General features: G+C 63.1%; 18 protein-coding genes and 1 tRNA gene. 18 read left to right on the forward strand and 1 reads right to left on the reverse strand.

Annotated elements, in window-relative coordinates; genetic code table 11:
- Positions 1-33 precede the first annotated feature (33 nt).
- The 16 genes from rpmI (at position 34) to K8I04_05825 (ending at position 19,421) form a co-directional block, all read left to right on the forward strand.
- On the forward strand, positions 34-231 hold the full coding sequence (gene rpmI / locus K8I04_05750) for a 50S ribosomal protein L35 (protein ID MBZ0071212.1): 198 nt from the start codon (positions 34-36) through the stop codon (positions 229-231).
- Between the two features lie 11 nt (positions 232-242).
- Complete coding sequence (rplT, locus tag K8I04_05755; GenBank protein MBZ0071213.1) at positions 243-599, forward strand: 50S ribosomal protein L20; 357 nt, start codon at positions 243-245, stop codon at positions 597-599.
- Positions 600-946: 347 nt separating this feature from the next.
- Entirely contained in the window at positions 947-1,963 is a 1,017-nt protein-coding gene (pheS, locus tag K8I04_05760; GenBank protein MBZ0071214.1) for a phenylalanine--tRNA ligase subunit alpha, read from the forward strand.
- A 172-nt stretch (positions 1,964-2,135) separates the two neighbouring features.
- On the forward strand, positions 2,136-4,511 hold the full coding sequence (pheT, locus tag K8I04_05765; GenBank protein ID MBZ0071215.1) for a phenylalanine--tRNA ligase subunit beta: 2,376 nt from the start codon (positions 2,136-2,138) through the stop codon (positions 4,509-4,511).
- A gap of 5 nt (positions 4,512-4,516) precedes the next feature.
- Positions 4,517-4,816, forward strand: a complete 300-nt coding sequence (gene ihfA, locus K8I04_05770) for an integration host factor subunit alpha (protein MBZ0071216.1) — start codon at positions 4,517-4,519, stop codon at positions 4,814-4,816.
- Positions 4,797-5,153, forward strand: a complete 357-nt coding sequence (locus K8I04_05775) for a MerR family transcriptional regulator (GenBank protein MBZ0071217.1) — start codon at positions 4,797-4,799, stop codon at positions 5,151-5,153. Before ihfA ends, K8I04_05775 begins: the two co-directional genes overlap by 20 nt.
- Before the next feature lie 87 nt (positions 5,154-5,240).
- A tRNA-Pro gene (locus tag K8I04_05780) sits at positions 5,241-5,317 on the forward strand.
- Positions 5,318-5,864: 547 nt separating this feature from the next.
- Complete coding sequence (locus K8I04_05785) at positions 5,865-6,650, forward strand: SDR family oxidoreductase (protein ID MBZ0071218.1); 786 nt, start codon at positions 5,865-5,867, stop codon at positions 6,648-6,650.
- 304 nt (positions 6,651-6,954) lie between these two features.
- Positions 6,955-7,986, forward strand: coding sequence for an HlyD family secretion protein (locus K8I04_05790; GenBank protein MBZ0071219.1), 1,032 nt, complete (start codon positions 6,955-6,957; stop codon positions 7,984-7,986).
- 27 nt (positions 7,987-8,013) lie between these two features.
- Positions 8,014-9,555: a DHA2 family efflux MFS transporter permease subunit gene (locus tag K8I04_05795; GenBank protein MBZ0071220.1), complete on the forward strand. Its 1,542-nt coding sequence runs from the start codon at positions 8,014-8,016 to the stop codon at positions 9,553-9,555.
- Positions 9,556-9,652: 97 nt separating this feature from the next.
- Positions 9,653-11,500, forward strand: coding sequence for a potassium transporter Kup (locus K8I04_05800; GenBank protein ID MBZ0071221.1), 1,848 nt, complete (start codon positions 9,653-9,655; stop codon positions 11,498-11,500).
- Positions 11,501-11,825: 325 nt separating this feature from the next.
- Positions 11,826-12,536, forward strand: coding sequence for a VacJ family lipoprotein (locus K8I04_05805; GenBank protein MBZ0071222.1), 711 nt, complete (start codon positions 11,826-11,828; stop codon positions 12,534-12,536).
- A 184-nt stretch (positions 12,537-12,720) separates the two neighbouring features.
- Positions 12,721-13,803 (forward strand): 3-deoxy-7-phosphoheptulonate synthase AroG, encoded by a 1,083-nt coding sequence (aroG, locus tag K8I04_05810; protein MBZ0071223.1) that lies wholly within the window; start codon positions 12,721-12,723, stop codon positions 13,801-13,803.
- Between the two features lie 369 nt (positions 13,804-14,172).
- Positions 14,173-15,271, forward strand: a protein-coding gene (prfB, locus tag K8I04_05815) for a peptide chain release factor 2 (protein MBZ0071224.1) whose coding sequence is annotated in 2 segments (ribosomal slippage) — positions 14,173-14,247 and positions 14,249-15,271 — 1,098 coding nt in all. Because the reading frame shifts where the segments join, the coding sequence is not laid out codon by codon here.
- A 235-nt stretch (positions 15,272-15,506) separates the two neighbouring features.
- On the forward strand, positions 15,507-17,009 hold the full coding sequence (gene lysS / locus K8I04_05820) for a lysine--tRNA ligase (GenBank protein MBZ0071225.1): 1,503 nt from the start codon (positions 15,507-15,509) through the stop codon (positions 17,007-17,009).
- A 462-nt stretch (positions 17,010-17,471) separates the two neighbouring features.
- Positions 17,472-19,421 carry a bifunctional diguanylate cyclase/phosphodiesterase gene (locus tag K8I04_05825; protein MBZ0071226.1) on the forward strand — a complete coding sequence of 650 codons (1,950 nt, stop codon included), beginning with the start codon at positions 17,472-17,474 and terminating at the stop codon, positions 19,419-19,421.
- 251 nt (positions 19,422-19,672) lie between these two features.
- Here the strand turns inward: K8I04_05825 and K8I04_05830 are convergent, their stop codons facing one another.
- Positions 19,673-20,722: a folate-binding protein YgfZ gene (locus tag K8I04_05830; protein MBZ0071227.1), complete on the reverse strand. Its 1,050-nt coding sequence runs from the start codon at positions 20,720-20,722 to the stop codon at positions 19,673-19,675.
- Positions 20,723-21,030: 308 nt separating this feature from the next.
- On the opposite strand from K8I04_05830, the gene sdhC reads away from it, so the two are divergent.
- Entirely contained in the window at positions 21,031-21,411 is a 381-nt protein-coding gene (gene sdhC, locus K8I04_05835; GenBank protein MBZ0071228.1) for a succinate dehydrogenase, cytochrome b556 subunit, read from the forward strand.
- A complete protein-coding gene (gene sdhD / locus K8I04_05840; GenBank protein ID MBZ0071229.1) occupies positions 21,408-21,746 on the forward strand; it encodes a succinate dehydrogenase, hydrophobic membrane anchor protein in 339 nt (112 codons plus the stop codon). Before sdhC ends, sdhD begins: the two co-directional genes overlap by 4 nt.
- Positions 21,747-22,035: the final 289 nt, after the last annotated feature.

Consider the following 22,035-nt stretch of genomic DNA (forward strand, 5'->3'; position numbering starts at 1 on the left):
ACTATTGATATGACGAATACGGAGTGCATTCCAATGCCGAAGTTGAAAACCAACCGCGGCGCAGCCAAGCGTTTCCAGCGCACGGCGAGCGGCGGCTTCAAGCGCGCGCAGTCCCATCTGCGGCACATCCTCACCAAGAAGAGCAGCAAACGGAAACGTCAGCTGGGCAGCCCCGCCCAGGTGCACGAGTCCGATGTGGCGGCTGTCCGCCGCATGCTGCCGTACAGCTGAGGAGATAGCATATGGCACGCGTCAAGCGCGGCGTGATCGCACACGCCAGACATAAGAAGATCCTGGACCAGGCCAAGGGCTACTATGGCGCCCGCCGCAAGGTCTATCGCATCGCCAAGCAGGCCGTCATCAAGGCCGGTCAATACGCCTATCGGGACCGTCGTCAGCGCAAGCGTCAGTTCCGTGCGTTGTGGATCGCCCGCATCAACGCCGCGGCCCGGGAGAACGGCCTGTCCTACAGCCGGCTGATCAACGGCCTGCGCAAGGCACACGTCGAGATCGACCGCAAGGTGCTCGCGGACATCGCGGTCTTCGACAAGGCCGCATTCGGCATCATCGCCGAGCAGGCCAAGGCCAGCCTGGGCTGAACGACCACCGGCCGCGGCCGGCATGTCGTGATGATACGGAAAGGGGAGGGCTGACAAGGCCGTCCCCTTTTTGTTTATTGTGAGGCGTGAGGCGAAAAGATATTGGCCACGGAAACACACGGAACAACACGGAAAAATTATTGCAAAACCGTAGCGCGGATGGCCGTAGCCCCTGGGACTGGCTTAGGCAGTGGTGCAAACGTTGCAAGCGTGCGAGCCCGTAGCCTTATAGATATTTCTGTGTATTTCCGTGTGCTTCCGTGGCTAAAACCGGGTTTGGGTTTGGGGTTTGGGTTTTACGCCTCACGCCTCACTCCTCACGCCTCACTGATCTGGGGGTTTTGGGCATGAACGACATACAACAAATCGCCCGCGACGCCGAACAGGCCATTGCCGCAGCCGCCGACCTCAAGGCGCTCGACGACGTGCGCGTGCGCGTGCTCGGCAAGAAGGGCGTGCTGACGGAACAACTCAAGCAGTTGGGACAGCTTGCCCCGGAGGCGCGCAAAGCGGCTGGCCAGGTCATCAATGTGGCCAAGGAACAGGTGCAGGCGCTGCTGGATGCGCGCAAGACGGCACTGGAAGGCGCGCTCATGGCCGAGCGGCTGGCCGCGCAGGCCCTCGACGTGACGCTGCCGGGACGCGGCGAGGCGCCGGGCGGGCTGCATCCGGTCACCCGGACATTGGCGCGCATCGAGGCCATGTTCGCGCAACTGGGTTTCGAGATCGCCGAAGGCCCCGAGATCGAGGACGACTACCACAACTTCGAGGCCCTCAACATCCCGGCGCATCATCCCGCACGCGCCATGCACGACACCTTTTATTTCGATGCGCATACAGTGCTGCGCACGCACACCTCGCCGGTGCAGATCCGCGTCATGGAGAACCGCACGCCGCCGTTGCGCGTCATCGCACCGGGTCGTGTCTACCGCTGCGACTCGGATCTGACGCACACGCCGATGTTCCATCAGGTCGAGGGGCTGTTTGTCGATGAGGACGTCAGCTTTGCCGATCTCAAGGGCGTGCTGGATGACTTTCTACGCAACTTCTTCGAGCGCGATCTCGCCGTGCGCTTCCGCCCATCCTATTTCCCCTTCACCGAGCCATCGGCGGAAGTCGACATCGCCTGCGTGATCTGCAGTGGTACGGGCTGCCGTGTCTGCAAGCAGACCGGCTGGCTGGAGGTGCTGGGCTGCGGCATGGTTCACCCGAAGGTGTTCGGGCATGTCGGCATCGACAACGAACGCTACACGGGCTTCGCCTTCGGCATGGGCGTCGAGCGCCTGGCCATGCTGCGCTACGGTGTGAACGATCTGCGCCTGTTCTTCGAGAACGACCTGCGTTTCCTGCGCCAATTCAGGTAATCTTTAAAAACCCGTTTTAGCCACGGAAACACCTGGAAGACTCTGATGGGGAATTTATTTTAGCCACGGAAGCACACGGAAATACACGGAAGCCGGGGATGCAGCGGGTTTTACATTCCGTGTATTTCCGTGTGTTTCCATGGCCAATCTTTTTATGACTTGCATCTGACTTATGAAATTCAGCGAAAACTGGTTGCGTGAATGGGTCGACCCGCCGGTGTCGACTGATGAGCTGGTCGTACAGTTGACCATGGCGGGCCTGGAGGTCGACGGTGTCGAGCTGGCCGCGCCCGAATTCAGCGATGTGGTGGTGGGCGAGGTGCTGGAGGTGCAGCCGCACCCGGACGCGGACAAACTGCGCGTCTGCCGCGTCGCTACGGGTGGTGAACCGCTGCAGATCGTCTGCGGTGCGCCCAACGTCAGGAGGGGCATGAAGGTGCCGACCGCGCTGGTCGGCGCGCGCCTGCCGGGCGATCTCAAGATCAAGCAGGCCAAGCTGCGCGGCGTCGTCTCCAGCGGCATGCTGTGTTCGGCCCGCGAACTCGGGCTTGCCGACGATCACCAGGGTCTGATGGTGCTGCCGGCCGGGGCGCCGGTGGGTCAGGATTTCCGTGCCTACCTCGGCCTCGACGACCGCATCATCGAGGTCGACCTGACGCCCAACCGCGGCGACTGCCTCGGGCTGGCGGGCATCGCCCGCGAGGTCGGCGTGCTCAACGGCTGCGCCGTCACGCCGCCGCAGATCAGCCGGGTAACGGCCGGCTGTGACGACCGCTTCGAGGTGCGCGTGGCGGTGCCCGAGGGCTGTCCGCGCTATCTCGGCCGCATCATCCGCGGGTTCGACCCGGCGGCAGTCACACCGCTGTGGATGCAGGAACGCCTGCGCCGCGGCGGGCTGCGCAGCCTGGGCCCGGTGGTCGACGTCACCAATTACATCCTGCTGGAGCTCGGTCAGCCCATGCACGCCTTCGATCTGGCGCGGCTGGACGGGCATATCGAGGTGCGTTACGCACACAGCGGCGAGACGCTGCAACTGCTGGACGGCCACGAGTTGACGCTGGATGAGGAGACGCTGGTCATCGCCGATGCCGCCAAGGCCCTGGCCATCGCCGGCGTCATGGGCGGCGCGGACAGTGGCGTCGGCACAGACAGCCGCGATCTGTTCCTCGAATGTGCCTTCTTCAGCCCGGAGGTCCTGGCCGGGCGGGCGCGGCGCTACGGCCTGCAGACCGATTCTTCCCACCGCTTCGAGCGCGGCGTCGATTTCGAACTACAGCACCGCGCCATGGAGCGGGCGACCGCGCTGCTGCTGGACCTGGTCGGCGGGACTGCGGGTCCCATCATCGAGGTCTGCGCGCCGGAGCGGTTGCCGCGCCGCGACGTGATCCGGTTGCGGCGCGCCCGCATCCGGCGGCTGTTGGGCGTGGAACTGGCCGATGCCGAGGTCGAGGCCATCCTGCTGCGGCTCGGCGCCAGGCTGAACGCGACCGCCGACGGCTGGGACGTGGAACCGCCGTCGTACCGCTTCGACATGGCCATCGAGGCCGATCTGATCGAGGACATCGGCCGCATTCACGGCTACGATCGGCTGCCCAGCCTCCGTCCGCGCGCGGCCCTGCGGGCGACGCCGCCCTCGGAGGCGCGGGTGAGCATCGGCCAGTGGCGCGAGATACTGGTGCAACGCGGCTATCAGGAAGCGATCACCTACAGTTTCGTCGATCCCCGGCTGCAGCAGCGGCTTGATCCCGGGCGACCGCCGGTGGCACTGGCCAATCCGATCTCGTCGGAGATGTCGGTCATGCGCACGACCCTGTGGGCGGGGCTGCTGCGGGCGGCGCAGCACAACCTGAACCGGCAGCAGGCGCGCGTCCGTCTCTTCGAGTATGGACTCAACTATATAATCCATGATGATGAATTAACGCAAGATTCATACATTGCAGGCTTGGCCTGTGGCAGTCGCCTGCCCGAGCAGTGGGGTGTCACGGCGACGCCGCTGGACTTCTTCGACGTCAAGGCCGACGTCGAGGCGTTGCTCGCGGCGGGCGGTGTGGGCGAGGCCTTCACCTTCCGGGCAGACTGCCATCCGAGCCTGCATCCCGGCTGCACGGCCAGGATCGAACGGGGCGCTGAGACCGTGGGCTGGCTGGGTACGCTGCACCCGGAACTCGCGGCCGAATTGGATGTCCCTGAGAACACGGTGGTATTCGAATTGGAGGCGCAGCGGGTCGCGGCCGGCGCCATTGCGCGTTTCCAGGAAATATCGCGTTTCCCGGCCATCCGGCGCGATCTCGCCTTCATCGTCGACGCGCAGGTTACGGCCAACGCGCTCAGTGCCGTGGCCCGTGCCGCCGCCGGGCCGTTGCTGCGGGACCTGGCGGTGTTCGATCTGTACCAGGGCCCAGGAGTAGAATCGGGACGAAAAAGCATCGCTTTGGGCTTGATTCTACAGGATTCGTCACGCACACTAGCGGAGCAGGATGTGGAGGCGGTTCTGGCTGACGTGCAGACCGCATTGAACGCATCATTTGGGGCAAATCTGAGGGAGTGAACCATATGGCGCTGACCAAGGCGGAATTGGCCGAAACCTTGTTCGAAGAGCTGGGTCTCAACAAGCGTGAGGCCAAGGAGCTCGTCGAGATGTTCTTCGAAGAGATCCGGCAGGCGCTGGAGTCCGGCAATCAGGTCAAGCTGTCGGGTTTCGGCAATTTCGATCTGCGCGACAAGAACCGCCGTCCGGGCCGCAACCCCAAGACGGGCGAAGAGATTCCGATCTCCGCGCGGCGCGTCGTCACTTTCCGGCCAGGTCAGAAACTCAAGTCCAGGGTAGAGGCATATGCTGGAAGCCAGCAATAACAGCGTCCTCCCGCTGATTCCCGGCAAACGCTACTTCACCATCGGTGAGGTGAGTGAACTGTGCGGTGTGAAGCCACACGTCCTGCGCTACTGGGAACAGGAATTCCCACAGTTGAAGCCGGTGAAGCGTCGCGGTAACCGTCGCTACTACCAGCGGCACGACGTGATCATGATCCGTCAGATCCGCAGTCTGCTGTACGAGCAGGGCTTCACCATCGGCGGCGCGCGCCAGCGCCTGTCGGGTGAAGAGGCCAAGGACGACCTCACGCAAAGTCAGCAGATCATCCGCCAGATGCGTCTGGAACTCGAGGACCTCCTGCAGTTGCTGCGTCGCTGACCCACCGGTCGTTTCCACTGCGTCGGGATTCGGTTATGATGGCGCCCCGCCCGCAAAGGGCGGTCAAAGCTTGATCACTGTATTTTTCGGGGCGTAGCGCAGCCTGGTAGCGTACCTGCATGGGGTGCAGGTGGTCGGAGGTTCAAATCCTCTCGCCCCGACCAACTCCAAAAGCCGTTCTCACGAACGGCTTTTTTCGTTGCCCAGTGCGTTCGGATTCCCGGCCCTTCGGCATAGCCTCAGGGCGTTCGGGTCGCGCGAAGCGGTGCTTCGCGAAAGGCACGCCCCTCACCCTCGCGCCCCGACCAACTCCAAAAGCCGTTCTCACGAACGGCTTTTTTCGTTGCCCGGCGCGTTCGGATTCCCGGCCCTTCGGCATAGCCTCAGGGCGTTCGGGTCGCGCGAAGCGGTGCTTCGCGAAAGGCACGGGTGGCCACGCCCGTGTAGGCGGGGACTATCCAGAAAAACGGTTCGGTCACGCCGCGGAAGATCATCACGCCTGAGCTCGGGGCGATCAGCGTAGTGATGTTTATGGTCTATAACTCTCACTGTGCATGGGCATTCGCGGTCCGGGTGAGTAGCCACCATCCCGATGAGCGGAAGGTACCGGGCAATCTCTGTGTCAGGCATTTAATTTCACATTTTGCTGGCCAGGCCGTGCCGCTTGGCAGGCAAGGAGTTTCAAACGGTCATCGTAGTAAAGGACCTACCATGCTTAACATCGATTTAGCAACCCGACGCGCACTCGTCACGGGTGCAAATTCCGGATTGGGTCGTGCCATCGCACTCAATCTTGCCGCCGCCGGTGCACGCGTGGCCGTGCACGCCCTGAATGATCCGGTCAGTACCGCAACCGTAATCGAACAGATTCAGCAGGCGGGCGGTGAGGCGGTGGCGGTCTATGGTGATGTCAGTCAGCCGGTACAGGTGGAGAAACTATTTACCGACGTCGACGCGGCCTTCGGCGGGCTGGATATCCTGGTCAACAACGCCGGCCTGGATGGTATACGGGCGCTGTGCGTCGACAGCGACCTCGCACACTGGCAGAAGGTGATCGACGTCGATTTGCGGGGCCCGTATGACTGTACCCGACACGCACTCAAGCGCATGTTGCCACAACAGCGTGGCGTGATCCTGAACATTACCTCGGTGCACGAATTCATCCCCTGGGCCGGCTACAGTGCCTACACCAGTGCCAAAGCGGCACTGTCGATGTTCACCAAGACCGTGGCACAGGAAGTGGCCACCCAGGGTGTGCGCGTACTGGCGATCGCACCCGGTGCCATTCGTACGCCGATCAACGCCGATGTGTGGAACAACCCGGATGGTCTGCGTGACCTCGATCAGAAAATCGCCATGGCCCGACCAGGGGAACCGGATGAAATCGGCCGCGTTGCGGCATTTCTGGCGAGTGATCTTGCCAGCTATATCACCGGTACCACGCTGGCGGTCGACGGCGGTATGTTGATCTATCCCGACTTCAGTCACGGCGGCTGAGGTAGAGGCCGGCACCATCATGGTCGGCCGCGACGCGGGGGCTGGTACGCTGGCGCGCACGCCTGTATCCAGTGGTCTGTGCGTCTTGGAGGTGACTGATCCCTCGTTGATACCGCCTGTTCCCACCGTCAATCCCTCGCCCGTCAGCAGGCCTGAGACGCTGTGCGTGGCCGGCTGTGTGGCGATGCCGGCTAGCCGGGCGAGCGTCACAAAGGGAGCTATGGGATTTTATCGCTGCGGTAATCCGGTCCGGTTACCCCGGCACGGCCGGTTTCCCGACAAGAATGAGCCAAGTTGAACTACTGTGGAAATGATCAGATTCCGCTGGGTGATGCTGTCGATCCTGCTGGTGGTGGCGGTGGCCGGTGGGTACGCGTTCTGGCGGTATGAACAGGCCTATCCGAGCACATCCGATGCCTATGTAACCGCGCACGTGGTGCGCATCGGGCCGCAGATCGAAGGGCGGGTCATCAAGTTGCCGGTCCGGGATCACCAGCACGTGACCCAGGGTGCGTTGCTGCTGGAGATCGATGCACAGCCTTACCGCATCGCCGTGCAGCAGGCGCAGGCGGAACTGGCGCTCGCCCGGCAGCAGCAGCTGGCCGCCACGGCGGCGCTGGCGGCCGCCAGCGCGACGATCAGCCAGCAGCAGGCACGCTTGGACGATGCGCGGCACGCCTATACGCGCGCTACCCGCCTGCTGGCAACGCAGGCTGTGTCGCAGGCGCAGGTGGATTCCGATCACGACAGACTGCGTGCGACCGAGGCCGAGTTGCACGCCGCCCAGGCCGGTTATCAGCAGTCCCTGCACCAACAGGGCGAGGCTGGTGCGCGTATCGGAGTCGCCCAGGCGGCGCTCGACCAGGCGCGCCTGAATCTGTCGTATACCGTCATCACCGCACCGGCGTCGGGCACCCTGGGGGAGATCCCGATCCGGCCCGGCGATATTGTACAAGTGGGCCAACAGCTGTTTCCCCTGGTGGAGGATCGGGTTTTCTGGGTCGAGGCCAATTACAAGGAAACCGATCTCGAGCGCATAAGGCCGGGGCAGCCTGCGACGATCCGTATGGATATGTATCCGGACGCAGCGTTTCAGGGTGTCGTCGAGTCACTGAGTCCGGCAAGCGGTGTGGCGTTTTCCCTGCTGCCACCCGAGAACGCCACCGGCAACTGGGTCAAGGTGACCCAGCGGTTTCCGGTCCGCGTGCGGATCATTGGTGGCGGCAGTGACTCACCGCTGCGCATCGGTGCCAGCTGTGCCGTGACGATCGATACCACCCGAACCGTGCAGAATCCCGGGTTGTCTGCGCCACAGCCGCCGCCGGCCGGACGTTGATATGCCGCCCGGCATGGCAGAAGCCCGATGAGCATCGCCGCGCCACCGTCGTCCGCGGGTGCCGGTGCGCCCCGCTGGCTGCTGAGTATTGCGGTGATGCTGTCCACGGTGATGGTCATCCTGGATATGACCATCGTCAACGTGGCCCTGCCGCACATGATGGGGTCACTCGGCGCGACCGCCGACCAGATCACCTGGGTACTGACGGGCTATATCGTCATGGAGGCCATCGTCATCCCGCTGAGCGGCTTCCTTGCGACCTGGCTGGGACGCCGCCGGCTGATGCTGATCAGTATTGCCGGTTTCGTCCTGACCTCCGCCTTGTGCGGCCAGGCGGACTCGCTCCCCGAGATGGTGGTGTTTCGTTTGCTGCAAGGCGGGTTCGGTGCCGCGGTGATCCCCCTGTCCCAGTCCATCATGGTCGACAGTTTCCCGGGTGAAGAGCGCGGCAAGGCCATGGCATTGTGGGGTGTCGGCATCATGCTCGGGCCGATCCTGGGGCCGACGTTGGGTGGCTATATCACGGAGCAACTCGACTGGCGCTGGGTGTTTTATATCAATGTGCCGGTCGGTATCGTCAACCTGCTGCTGATCGCCCGCCTGGTCAGGCCGGAGGCTGCGCGCAGCGTACGGGTCGACTGGATCGGGATGCTGCTGCTGGCACTGGGGATCGGCGCTTTGCAGACACTGCTCGATCGCGGCAATCAGGAGAACTGGCTGCACTCGGGCCTGATCGTGATGCTGGTCGGTGTGAGCGTGGCCGGGCTGGTGGCCTTTGTGCTGCGCAGCTGGTCGCGCAGTGACAGCGTGCTGCAACTCAGTCTGCTGAAAGATCGCAACCTGGCGCTGGCCTCACTGATGATGGCGGTGTTCGGTATGGGACTGTTCGGTACGATCGCACTGCAGCCCCTCATGCTCGAAGGTCTGTTCGATTACCCGGCGCAGACCACCGGTCTGGTGATGGCGCCGCGCGGCCTGGCATCGGCGCTCGGCATGTTCCTGGTGTCGCGCCTGATCAACCGGCTGGGCGCGCCGCGACTGATACTGGCCGGGCTGGTGCTGGCTGCCAGCGGCACCGGGTTGATGACCTACTACAATCTCGGCCTGTCCGTCGGCTGGTTCGTCTGGCCGAGCGTGGTGCAGGGGCTGGGTATGGGGATGATTTTCGTACCGCTGTCGACGCTGGTGTACGCGAGCCTGCCGCCTGCGGCCACCGATCAGGCGTCGGCCATTTTCAACCTGGCGCGTACGGTCGGCGGCTCCATGGGGATATCCATCGCCGTGACGGTATTTACGCGCATGTCGCAGGTCAACTGGAATCGCCTCGGTGGCGACATCAACCCGTATAATCCCGCCTTGCAGCAGTGGCTGACCACCAGGCAGCTTGATCTGACTGATCCCTTGACCCCCCAACTGCTCGCCCAAGAACTTGAACGTCAGGCCAGCATGATCGGTTTCATAGATGCCTTCTGGATCGTGGCTTTGAGTTTCGTGATGCTGGCACCGCTGTTGCTGCTGTTTCGCACAAAACCGGATGCAGCCGACAGCGGCCCACCTGTATCAGGTTGAATCCGGGTAGGTACACAGGGATAACGCTGACAGGGGAGGCCGAAGGATAATGTCTGATCTGGCCGCAACCACCACCGGATCGCCACCAGCGGATGGGATGGTACTGCTGCCCACCCTCGGTGTGGTGTTCGGTGATATCGGAACCAGTCCACTCTATGCCTTGCGCGAGAGCTTCAATGGCGTCGGCGCACCGCCGCTGGACCGGCCGGACGTACTGGGCATCCTGTCGCTGATATTGTGGGCGCTGATACTGGTGATATCGGTCAAATACCTGGTGTTCGTGCTACGCGCGGACAATCAGGGGGAAGGTGGCATCATTGCCCTGGTGGCGCTGCTCAACCCCTGGCACGCCAGGCCAGGCGCGGCGCGGCATCTGTTGATGCTCATGGGACTGTTCGGGGCCTGCCTGCTCTATGGGGACGGGACCATAACCCCGGCCATTTCGGTGCTGAGCGCCGTCGAAGGCCTGCAGGTGATCGCGCCGGGGCTGGATGTCTTCGTGATACCGCTCACCATTGTCATACTGGTTGCATTGTTCAGTGTGCAGCGCAGCGGCAGCGACCGGATCGGGCGGCTGTTCGGCCCGGTGATGCTGGTGTGGTTCGTGGTGCTGGGGTTGCTGGGGGTGCGCGGCATCCTCATGGAGCCGGCCGTCCTTGCCGCGTTCAACCCCTACTATGCAGTGACGTTCTTCGCGAGCAACGGTCTGACCGGGTATTTTACCTTGGGCGCGGTCTTCCTGGTCGTTACGGGCGGCGAGGCACTGTATGCCAGTCTGGGACATTTCGGCGTGTCACCGATCCGGCGCGCCTGGTTCATGATCGTGTTTCCGGCGCTGCTGTTGAACTATCTGGGCCAGGCCGCGCTGCTGATCGCTCAACCGGCTGCAATCAGCTCGCCGTTCTTCCATCTGGCACCGGGCTGGGCGGCCATGCCGCTGGTGGCGCTGGCCACCATGGCGACTGTCATCGCCTCGCAGGCGGTCATCAGCGGGACCTTTTCGCTCACCCGGCAGGCCGTCCAGCTCGGCCAACTGCCCCGTATGCGGGTGATTTACACCCAGGCGGAAGAATCCGGTCAGGTCTATCTACCCTTGGTGAACTGGCTATTGATGGTGGCCTGCGTGGCGTTGGTGCTGGGTTTCGGCAGCTCCGCGGCGCTGGCCTCGGCCTATGGCGTGGCCGTGTCGCTGGATATGGTCGTGACTACACTGCTGGCGGTGAGTGTGGCATGGCGTTTCGGCTGGCACCCGTTGCTGGCGGTGGGGGCCGGGGCGCTGTTCATCGTTATCGACAGTGCCTTCCTCGGCGCCAATCTGAGCAAGATACCCGACGGTGGCTGGTATGCCTTGCTGGTCGCGGGGGTGATGTTTCTGCTGATGTGGAGTTGGCGGGCAGGCCGGGCCCTGCTGGCGGCCCGGCTGTCGCAACGGGCCGTCTCGCAGGACGCATTCCTCCAGCAGATCGAGATCAATCCCCCCTATCGCGTGCCGGGTACCGCCGTGGTGCTGACCGGACAGTACGGTCAGTATGTGCCGGCCGCGCTGGTGCACCACCTGGCCTGCACACATGTGTTGCATGAGCAGGTCATTTTTCTTACCGTGGCCACCGCCGACCGTCCCCATGTAGCCGCCACCGACCGTCTGGATTTCGAAAACCTGGGGCAGGGCGTGGTGCGGATGCGCGTCCAGTACGGTTTCTCGCAGCCACCGAACATCCCGGTAGCGTTGAAACTCGGTGAGCACATCGGTATTCCCATCGATACCGACGCCGTACTCTACATCCTGGGACGCGAGACCCTGCTCGCCCGGCGCGATCTACCCGGGCTGCCGTACTGGCAGGAACTGATCTTTGTCTGGCTCGCGCGCAATGCTGCACGGGCCACGGCATATTACCGCCTGCCCGAGGAACGGGTCCTGGAGATCGGTCTGCAGGTGGGGCTATAACCGGACATAACGGATGGCATCACGTACAAGAAGGTTGCACCCCGCGATCATTCAGGAGTCGGCGTCCTGGCCAATAACCTGATCCGGAAGTGGTGATCGGACACCCGCCTTCACGGGAAAGAGATGACCGAGTAGATCATTTGGCGTGTCGACTTCTATAATGTGCGCTTGTCACCCATGCTGCCGCGGTATTGGTCCGAAGGGCTTCGGCAATCGTCAAGTTTCACCGAAGCTTGCCGCTGCTCCGGTTTCCAGACGTCGCGACAGCACCGCCGGCATGCAACATCGCCCGGATTGTATAAACGGATCAGGAAAGTCTGTGGACATGAATGTTGCTTCTCGGATGATCGCCTTGGGTCTGTTGGCTACACTGTCCGGCTGCGCCAACCGACCGCCGTACGAAGACATCAGCGATCCGCTCGAACCCGTCAACCGGGCCGTCGATACCTTCAACGACAAGTTCGATCGCGCGCTGTTGAAGCCGACGGCCCAGGTCTACGAAAAGGCGGTGCCGCCGCTGGCGCGCAGCAGTGTGACCAACTTCTTCAGTAACCTCCGCGAGCCCATCGTGATCGTGAACAACCTGCTGCAGGGCAAGCCGCGGCAGGGGGTGGCGGATACGGGACGGTTGCTGGTAAACACGACTCTCGGTGTGTTCGGGCTGTTCGATCCGGCGACGCAGATGGGGCTGGAGAAGCACCATGAGGATTTTGGCCAGACCCTCGGGCGCTGGGGGGTGGGTGAAGGCTGGTATCTGGTGCTGCCCATCCTCGGACCGAGCACCGTGCGCGACGGTGTCGGTATGGTGGTCGATTATCAGATCGATCCGCTGGCGCAGCACGATGAGGTGCGTGAGCGCAACTCCCTGGCCGCGTTGAGCGTGGTCGATACCCGTGCGCGCCTGCTGAGCGCCACCAGGCTCCGTGACACGGCGGCCCTGGACCCCTACCTGTTCACCCGCGAGGCCTACCGGCAACACCGCTGGGACCGCATCTACGACGGCCACCCACCGCCGCCCAGCTTCGACTACGAGTAATCCCGCTACGGTACGCGCTTGAGTCCCCGGTCTGACCGGGGCGGGCCGCGGCCTGCCTCGAGCGGGGCGGCGGTTTGGACGAGGCACTGACACTGCCGCCCATTTTTGGGATAATCCGTCTTTCCGCGTGCTTCAGCGCCTGGCCCCAGAAGCGGGGCGACACCCCGGTAAGAACCTGCACTCCATGACGAATCAATACGCTACCGACGACCTCCGCATCCTCAGCATCAAGGAGGTCACCTCGCCGGCAGAGCTGCACCAGGCATTGCCGGTCACCGAGGCCGCCGCTCGCACCACGGTGGCGACGCGCCACGCCATCCACGACGTCCTGACCGGCCACGACGATCGCCTGCTGGTGATCATCGGCCCCTGTTCCATCCATGACCCGGCAGCGGCACTGGAGTATGCACGCCGCCTGCGGGCGCTGCGCGAGCGCCTGGGCGAGGACCTGTTGATCGTCATGCGCGTCTATTTCGAGAAGCCGCGCACCACCGTCGGCTGGAAGGGGTTGATCAACGACCCGAAGCTGGATGGCAGTTTCCGTATCAATGAAGGTCTGCGCATCGCCCGCAAGCTGCTGCTCGACCTGAACGAACTGGGTGTGCCGGCAGCGACCGAGTTCCTTGACCTGGTCAGCCCGCAGTATGTCGCCGACCTGGTGAGCTGGGGTGCTATCGGCGCGCGCACCACCGAGAGCCAGGTGCACCGTGAACTCGCCTCCGGGCTGTCCTGTCCGGTGGGCTTCAAGAACAGCACCGACGGTACATTCAAGGTCGCCATCGACGCGATCCGCTCCGCCTCCCACCCGCACCACTTCCTGTCGCTGACCAAGGACGGCCGGTCGGCGATCTTCTCGACCGCCGGTAACGAGGATTGTCATATCATCCTGCGTGGCGGCAAGCAGCCGAATTACGACACCGCCAGCGTGGCCCGGGCGATCGCGGACCTGCAGACCGCCGGTCTGCAGCTGCGCCTGATGGTCGACTTCAGCCATGCCAACAGCCTCAAGGATCATCAGCGCCAGATCGAGGTCGGCCGCGACGTGGCCGCGCAGATCGCTGCCGGCAACCGTGCCCTGATCGGGGCGATGATCGAGAGTCACTTGCAGGCCGGTCGCCAGGACGTCATACCGCAGCAGGCACTGACCTACGGCCAGAGTATCACCGACGCTTGCCTCGGCTGGGATGACAGCGTCACCGTGCTGGAAATGCTGGCGGAGGCCGTACGCACGCGGCGCGGCGTACCGGACAGCAAGGTCGCGTCCTGATCGCCCCGATCACGAACTGGCGCCGTGGCGCAGGGTAGTGGATTGCCTCTTAGGTTTTAGACTGTAGATACTGTCTCCACGTCAAGCTCCACAATGCGGGGATGGGTCGGTGTGCGGGGTGACGGAACCGGCCTTGGTGCAGGCCTGCCGACCGGGCCACACCCTTCCGCCTCCGGCTGTCGCAAGTCGGCTTCACGGCGTGGCCCGGTCGGCAGCCGGATGCCGTGGGTTTACCCCCTGACAGATTCGCCTCCGGCATGGGGCTCAGGGCCCAGCACCACCGGGGCATCCCTGCAACTACAACTGCGCCAGCCCATGCGTTCTTGAGGTACAATCTGCGGCTTTATCACACCGGGCAGTACTGAGCATATGTTGGAAATCAATCCCGTCCTCCACACCATCGAAGACCTCAAAGGCCGCGCCGAGAGCCTGAGGGGGTATCTTTGACTACGAAGGCAAGCGCGAACACCTGGAAGAGGTAAAGCGCGAGCTGGAACAGCCCAACGTCTGGGATGATCCCGAGCGCGCCCAGGGACTCGGGCGCGAGCGTGCGCGCCTGGAAGAGATCGTCCTGACCCTGGGCGACATGAACGATAACCTCGAGGATGCCGCGGAGCTGGTGGAGATGGCCGGCGCGGAGGACGACGAGTCGACGCTGGAATCCGTGCGTGTCGATCTCGCCGCCCTGGAGAAGCAGATTGCCGCACTCGAATTCCGCCGCATGTTCTCCGGTGAGATGGATCCCAATAACGCCTTCGTCGACATCCAGGCCGGTTCCGGCGGCACCGAGGCGCAGGACTGGGCGGAGATGCTGCTGCGCATGTACCTGCGCTGGGCCGAACGCCACGGCTTCAAGACCGAGATCATCGAGGCCTCTGCGGGTGAGGTCGCCGGCATCAAGAGCGCCACCGTGAAAATCGATGGTGCCTACGCCTTCGGTTGGCTGCGCACCGAGACCGGCGTACACCGGCTGGTGCGCAAGTCGCCGTTCGATTCCGGCCACCGCCGCCACACTTCGTTCACCTCCGTGTTCGTCTCACCGGAAGTCGATGACAGTTTCGAAGTGGAGATCAATCCGGCGGATCTCAAGGTCGACACCTACCGCGCCAGTGGCGCCGGTGGTCAGCACGTCAACCGTACCGAGTCGGCAATCCGCATCACGCACGTCCCCAGCGGCATCGTGGTGGCCTGCCAGAGCGACCGGTCGCAACACAAGAACCGCTCCACCGCCATGAAGCAACTGGCGGCGAAACTCTACGAAATGGAGATGCAGAAGCGCCGCGCCGATCAGCAGATCGTGGAGGAAAACAAATCCGACATCGGCTGGGGCAGGCAGATCCGCTCCTACGTGCTCGATCAGTCGCGGATCAAGGATCTGCGCACCGGCGTGGAGGTCGGCAACACCCAGGCCGTGCTCGACGGCGACCTGGACGACTTCATCGAGGCCAGTCTGAAGAGTGGACTTTGAGAGTGAGGCGTGAGGAGTGAGGCGAAAAGATATTGGCCACGGAAGCACACGGAAATACACGGAAATATCTATAAGGCTAGGGGCTCGCACGCTTGCAACGTTTGCACCACTGCCCAAGCCGGCTCCAGGGGCTACGGTCGTCCACGCTATGATTTTGGAATAATTTTTCCGTGTTGTTCCGTGTGCTTCCGTGGCCAATAAAGGTTTTACTCCTCACTCCTCACCAGAGAAAACCATGAACGACAGTGAAGACAAGCAACAGGACGAGCATCGGCTGATCGCTGAGCGCCGCGAGAAGCTCCGGCTGCTGCGTGCCGCGGGCATCGCCTTTCCGAACGATTTCCGCCGTGACGCCCTGGCCGGCGAGCTGCATGCCGAGTATGGCGACCAGTCCACCGAGTCCTTGGACGCCGGGGCGCGCCGCGTACGCGTGGCCGGGCGCATGATGGCCAAGCGCATCATGGGCAAGGTCAGCTTCACGCACATCCAGGATATGTCCGGGCGTATCCAGCTGTTCCTGGGCCGCGACAGCCTGCCGGATGGTGTTTATCAGCAGTTCAAGGGCTGGGATATCGGCGATATCGTTGGCGCCGAGGGTGTGTTGTTCAAGACCCGCACCGGCGAACTCAGCGTCAAGGTGGAGCAGATCCGCCTGCTGACCAAATCACTGCGGCCGCTGCCGGAGAAATTCCATGGCCTGGCGGATCAGGAGACGCGCTATCGGCAGCGTTATCTCGATCTCATCATGAACGAGGCCTCGCGCAGCATCTTCCGGCTGCGCACCCGGATCATCCAGTACATCCGTACGTTCCTCGACGAACGTGGCTTTCTGGAGGTCGAGACGCCGATGATGCAGCCGATCCCCGGCGGCGCCACGGCGCGGCCATTCATCACCCATCACAATGCCTTGGACATGCAACTCTTTCTGCGCATCGCGCCGGAGCTGTATCTCAAGCGCCTGGTGGTCGGGGGCTTCGAGAAGGTCTACGAAATCAACCGCAGCTTCCGCAACGAAGGTCTGTCGACGCGCCACAACCCCGAGTTCACCATGCTGGAGTTCTATCAGGCCTATGCGGACTACCATGACCTGATGGACCTCACCGAAACCCTGCTGCGCAGCATGGCACAGGCGCTGTTGGGCACCACGACCATCGCCTATCAGGGCGAGGACTACGATCTCGGCCGGCCGTTCGCGCGTATGACGATCAAGGAATCCATCCTGCATTTCAATCCGGACATCGTCGCCGCCGAGCTCGACGACCTCGAGGCCGCACGACGCATCGCCGTACACGCAGGCGTCGTGCTCAAGCCAGGCTATGGTCTGGGCAAGCTGCAGGTCGAGATCTTCGAGAAGACGGTCGAGCACCGCCTGGCGCAGCCGACCTTCATCACCGCCTATCCGACCGAGGTCTCACCGCTGGCCCGCCGCAACGACCACGACCCGTTCGTCACCGATCGGTTCGAGTTCTTCGTCGGCGGCCGTGAGATCGCCAACGGCTTCTCCGAACTGAACGACGCCGAGGACCAGGCCGAGCGCTTCCGCCGCCAGGTGGAGGACAAGGAGGCCGGCGACGAAGAGGCCATGCACTTCGACGCCGATTACATCTGCGCCCTGGAGCACGGTATGCCGCCGACCGCGGGCGAGGGCATCGGCATCGACCGCCTGGTCATGCTGTTCACCGACGCGCCGTCGATCCGCGACGTGTTACTGTTCCCGCATCTGCGGCCACTGGCATGATATATTAATCTTTATTATCATGTATTTATTTAGTATATCGGTGGTAGTATCTATATTCAGTCGGGAATATGACACGGTGTAACGAGCGGGTAAATGTATTCAGGAATGCATTTAGGTAAGATTCAGGAGTTTTCACTGCCGTCCCAATTGCCTTTACCCTAAAAATAAAACGCATTTCAGCCACGGAAGCACACGGAAAAACACCGCAATGAAATCGCATCACGAAGCCCTGCCGCAACACCTGGCGGGTGACGTGAGCTGTTGTGTAGAGCCATATGATCTTGCCCGTGTTTTTCCGTGTGCTTCCGTGGCTGAAATGAGTTTTTGGGGTTTATGGGACAGTAGTGAGAAGTTTTGATATGGGGTTTTGATATAAACCGGGGGTGCCTCCGATAACGCACCAAACCGCCGCTGCAGGGACGCGGGCGTTGTTCTCCATCTGTCCAATGGATGCTGCCGCCTGTGAACCACCCCGACGACAAGGTCTCTTCGGCCGCTTACCTGCGGGAACTCGAGCTGGAACTGAGTCATCGCGAGTATGAGATCGAACTGCTCAAGGAGACTGCCCAGGCGGTCGGCAACCAGCTCGACCTCGATCGCGTGTTGCAGCTGATCGCCGACCGGGCGCGCAGGCTCATTCAGGCCGAGACGCTGCTCATCCCGGTGCTGGACGAGGGCGCTCAAAACTACACCTACCGGGCCGGTGCGGGCCGCCATGCCGACGAGATCGTGGGACAGTCCCTGCCGCTGGAGTTCGGGGTGTGCGGCTGGGTGTGGCGCCACAACCGGCCCTGGTGGCGCGGGATGCTGGACGAACTCGACGCGACCGAGCGCAACCGCTGGGAACGCGAGGCGGGGACCCTGATCCTGGTACCGTTGCGAGGCAAGGCGCAGTTCCTCGGGGGACTCGCCGGCATCGACAAGGTCGGTGGGGGTGACTTCACACGCCGTGACCTGAATCTGCTGTCACTGTTCGCCTCGCAGGTCAGTATCGCGGTGGAGAATGCCATCGCCTATGCGGAACTCGCCAAGGCCAAGGCCAAGGCGGAGGCTTATCAGCACGAGCTGAGCCAGCTGAATCGTACCCTCACCCACATCAACTCCGAGCTGGAATACCTCACCCTGCATGACCAGCTGACGGGGCTGCCGAACCGCTCGCTGGTACAAGACCGGCTGCAGCAGGCACTGTTCGCGGCCGAGCGCGATCACCACAGCATCGCTGTGATGGTCATCGATCTGGACAGCTTCAAGGAGGTCAACGACACGCTGGGTCACGCGGCCGGCGACCAGCTGCTGCAGCAGGTCGCCACCCGCTTAACCGCCGACCTGCGGCATACGGATACGGTCGGGCGTATGGGTGGCGACGAGTTCGCGCTGGTGCTGCCTCACATTGATGCCGCCAACGCGACCCAGGTCGCCCGTACTCTGCTGACGGCGCTGGAGGCCGACTTCGAGATCGAAGGTACACGGTTCTCGGTGTCTGCCAGCATCGGTGTGGCACTCTTCCCGGAGCACGGGCGGGACGTGGCGGCGCTGCTCAAGGGGGCGGATATCGCCATGTACTCGGCGAAGCAGATGCATTTCGGCTATGCACTGTTCGAGGCGGCCACGACGTTGCCACCGACCGGGCGGCTGAGCCTGTCCGGAGATCTGCGCCAGGCCCTGGCCGGCCAGGAATTCGAGCTGTACTACCAACCCAAGGTCGATCTGGAACGTGGGCAGATCTACGGGGTGGAGGCGCTGGCACGCTGGACGCACCCGCAGCGCGGTGCCGTCGCGCCGGAGGCGTTCATCGACGTCATGGAACAGACCGGCCTGATCCGGCCGTTCACGCTCTGGGCCATCGAGCACGCCGCGCAGCAGTGCGTCGCCTGGCGGTCCGCGGGGCTCGATCTCTCGGTGGCCGTGAACCTGTCCATGCAGAGCCTGCTGGACCCGCACTTTCCCCAGCAGTTGCTGGAGCGGCTGGGACAGTCCGTCCTGCCGCAACTGCGCCTGGTACTGGAGATCACCGAGAGCGTGTTCCTGCGCGAGCACGCCAAGGTGCGGCAGGTACTCGCGCTGCTGCGTAGCCACGGCGTATTGTTTTCCATCGACGACTTCGGCACCGGCCATTCGTCGCTGAGCCGACTGCGCCGGCTCCCGGTCAGCGAGCTGAAGATCGATCGGTCCTTCGTCAAGGACATGAAGACCAACCGCGACGCTGCGGTGATCGTCAGCTCGACCGTGGATCTGGCGCGAAATCTCGGCTTGGGTGTGATCGCGGAGGGCGTCGAGGATGCGCGCACGCTGGAGCTGCTGCAGTCGATGGGCTGCCGGTATGTACAGGGGCATCATCTCGGTCCACCGCTACCGGCAGAGGCTTTCACGCAGTTTCTGGCGGATACCTCGTGGCTGCCACGACCTGCCTGAGCGCGGCGTCGGCGCGGCGGGCACCCGCGGTAGATCTGGTATCACGCAGCGATTGGATTGGGCGAGCGACACAGCAGATCTTTTGCTGTAGGAACGCCATTCCTGGCGCGATCGGGTTGGGCGGGCGACCCGCCACGACCCGCCAGCATCGCGCCAGGAATGCCGCTCCTACCGGTGTCAGGCCATAATGGGTTTTATATTCCGTGTGGTTCCGTGGCCAATGAATTTCTGCTGCAGATCCGGCGCGGGTGCTACGCCACCGGCGCCAGGGGATAGGGCAGATCGACAAATTCCAGCGGTGGCCCGTCGGTGGCGCCGTAGCGGATGTCGCCCGCCTCGCGGCTGGCGATCTGGATCACCGCCAGCAGCATGAAACCGCCATCGGGGTGCGGCTGGGCGTCGACCACCTTGCCCGCGCTCTGCTCGCCGCCTTCCGGACTGAACAGGTCGTCGCCCGGGCGCGGCTGGGCCTCGCCTGACACCCGTGCCAGGTACATACGTCGCTTGAGCGTGCCCAGGTACTGCATGCGCGCGACCACCTCCTGGCCGGGATAGCAGCCCTTCTTGAAGCTGACGCCGCCGAGCAGCTGCAGATTGACCATCTGCGGCACAAAGGCGTCACTGGTCTGCGGATGGATGGTCGGGATACCGGCCATGATATCCAGCAGGCCCCAGGCCGCCTCGCCCACGGGCGCACAGCGCACATTGAGCGTGTCCCACAGTCGGCGCATCGCCTCCAGATCGCCGTGGATCTCGAAGCGGGGATGCACACCAGGGAGGCGGATCGCAGTATAGCCGCCGCTGCGGGTGATGCCGTCGACCGCCTGCGGCAGCGCCGGCAGCAGCGTACCGAACTCGCTTTCCACACTCGGGCCCGAGACGCCCAGGCGGATCCGGCAATCGCCGATATCCTCCAGAGTCACGGCTGCGCGCAGCACGAACATACGCAGCCGCTTGGATATCGGTTCGATCATGGCGCGCGGCATGCGCAGCAATACACCGTCGGCCTCGGGGATGACGCGGAAGCTGGCGAGCAGGCGACCCTTGGCGCTGCAGTAGCCATTCAGCTGACTGGTATCCTGGCCGAGATGGCGCAGGTCGTTGGTGAACTGGCCCTGCAGGAACTCCAGCGCATCGTTGCCACCGACCGCCAGCAGCCCCTGGTGGGAGAGGTCGGCGAAGACATTGCCGTTGAGCGCGGCGCTCAACTCATGCTGCGGATTGCCGAAGCTCACGACGCACCCGCTGCCGTTGAACTCCGCACCGGTGCCTTCCAGGAAAGTCTTCCACTGCGCATTCATATGTCTCGCACCCCCGTGTCCAAGCCTGGCCATGGTAGTCAATCTGGACGACGGTGTCAGCCGCTATCCGACCCCGCCGGCGACGGGGTGGTATGGTGCGTACGGCAGTGCTATAAACCTGAAAAAATTATTTCAGCCACGGTAACATATGGCAGGCACGGCAACGCTTGGCCGCCCTGTAAGCGGTTGTTCTCCGGCTTGCAGGTGACTACGCTGTCTGACTGCGGCCTTGGTTCCCGTGGGTGTTTTCTCGTGACATTCCGGGGCCTGCGGTTTTTGACACAGGGTGAAACAACCGCAAATCCAATATGCCTTCTACCGCACCCCGACCAAAATTTCTGAACCTTCTTGTCATCCGCATGCCCGTCGGTGCCGTGGCCTCGTTCGCGCACCGTGTCGCCGGCCTGCTGTTGTTCCTGTGTCTGCCGCTCGTGGCCTTCCTACTGGACCTGTCGCTGCAGGGATCGGATGGCTTCGCACACGCCGTGCAGCTGCTGCAGTCACCCTGGCTGCGGGTGCTGCAGGTCGGGGTCGCCTGGTCGCTGCTGCACCACTTTCTGGCCGGCCTGCGCTTCCTGGCCTTCGACCTGGGCTGGGGCACCAGTCGTATGGCCGCGCGCCGCTCGGCGCTGGTCGTGAATCTCGCCGCACCCGTGTTGACACTGATCATACTGTGGAGGTTGTGGTGAGCCGCCAGGCGCACGGCTTGCGTGCCTGGCTGCTGCAGCGCTTCTCGGCCGTCTACATGGCGGTGTTCCTGCCCTATGTCCTGATCCACTGGCTGGCGGCGCCGGCACACGAATTTTCGGACTGGCAGCGCTGGCTCGCCGATCCACTGGTCAACCTCGCCAGCGGCCTGTTCCTGCTGTCCATCCTCATCCACGCCTGGGTCGGCATGCGGGATGTCGTTATGGACTACGTACACGCTACCGGTCTGCGGATAACACTGTTCGCGCTGGTGGCCCTGACGCTCACGGGTTGTGGGTTGTGGATGCTGCGGTTGCTGTTCCTGGTGATGAACTGAAACAATGAAGATGCAAATAATGAAGAGGCAAGAGGCAAGAGACAGGATGCAAGTCAAAACCGGTTCCCCGCTCGTGTTGGAGCGGAAGGATGTTTGTATCTTGCACCTTGTATCTTGTATCTGGCCCCGTATCTTGTATCTGACCCCGTATCTTGTATCTGCCCCCCGAACGGGTTGTAGATGCTGCGACTGCTGTTTCTGGTGATGAACTGAAATAATGCAGATGCAAATAATGAAGCGGCAAGAGGCAAGAGACAGGATGCAAGTCAAAACCATTTCCCCGCCCATG

It is taken from the genome of Gammaproteobacteria bacterium (genome assembly GCA_019911805.1).
Classification (GTDB): domain Bacteria; phylum Pseudomonadota; class Gammaproteobacteria; order Thiohalobacterales; family Thiohalobacteraceae; genus JAHJQQ01.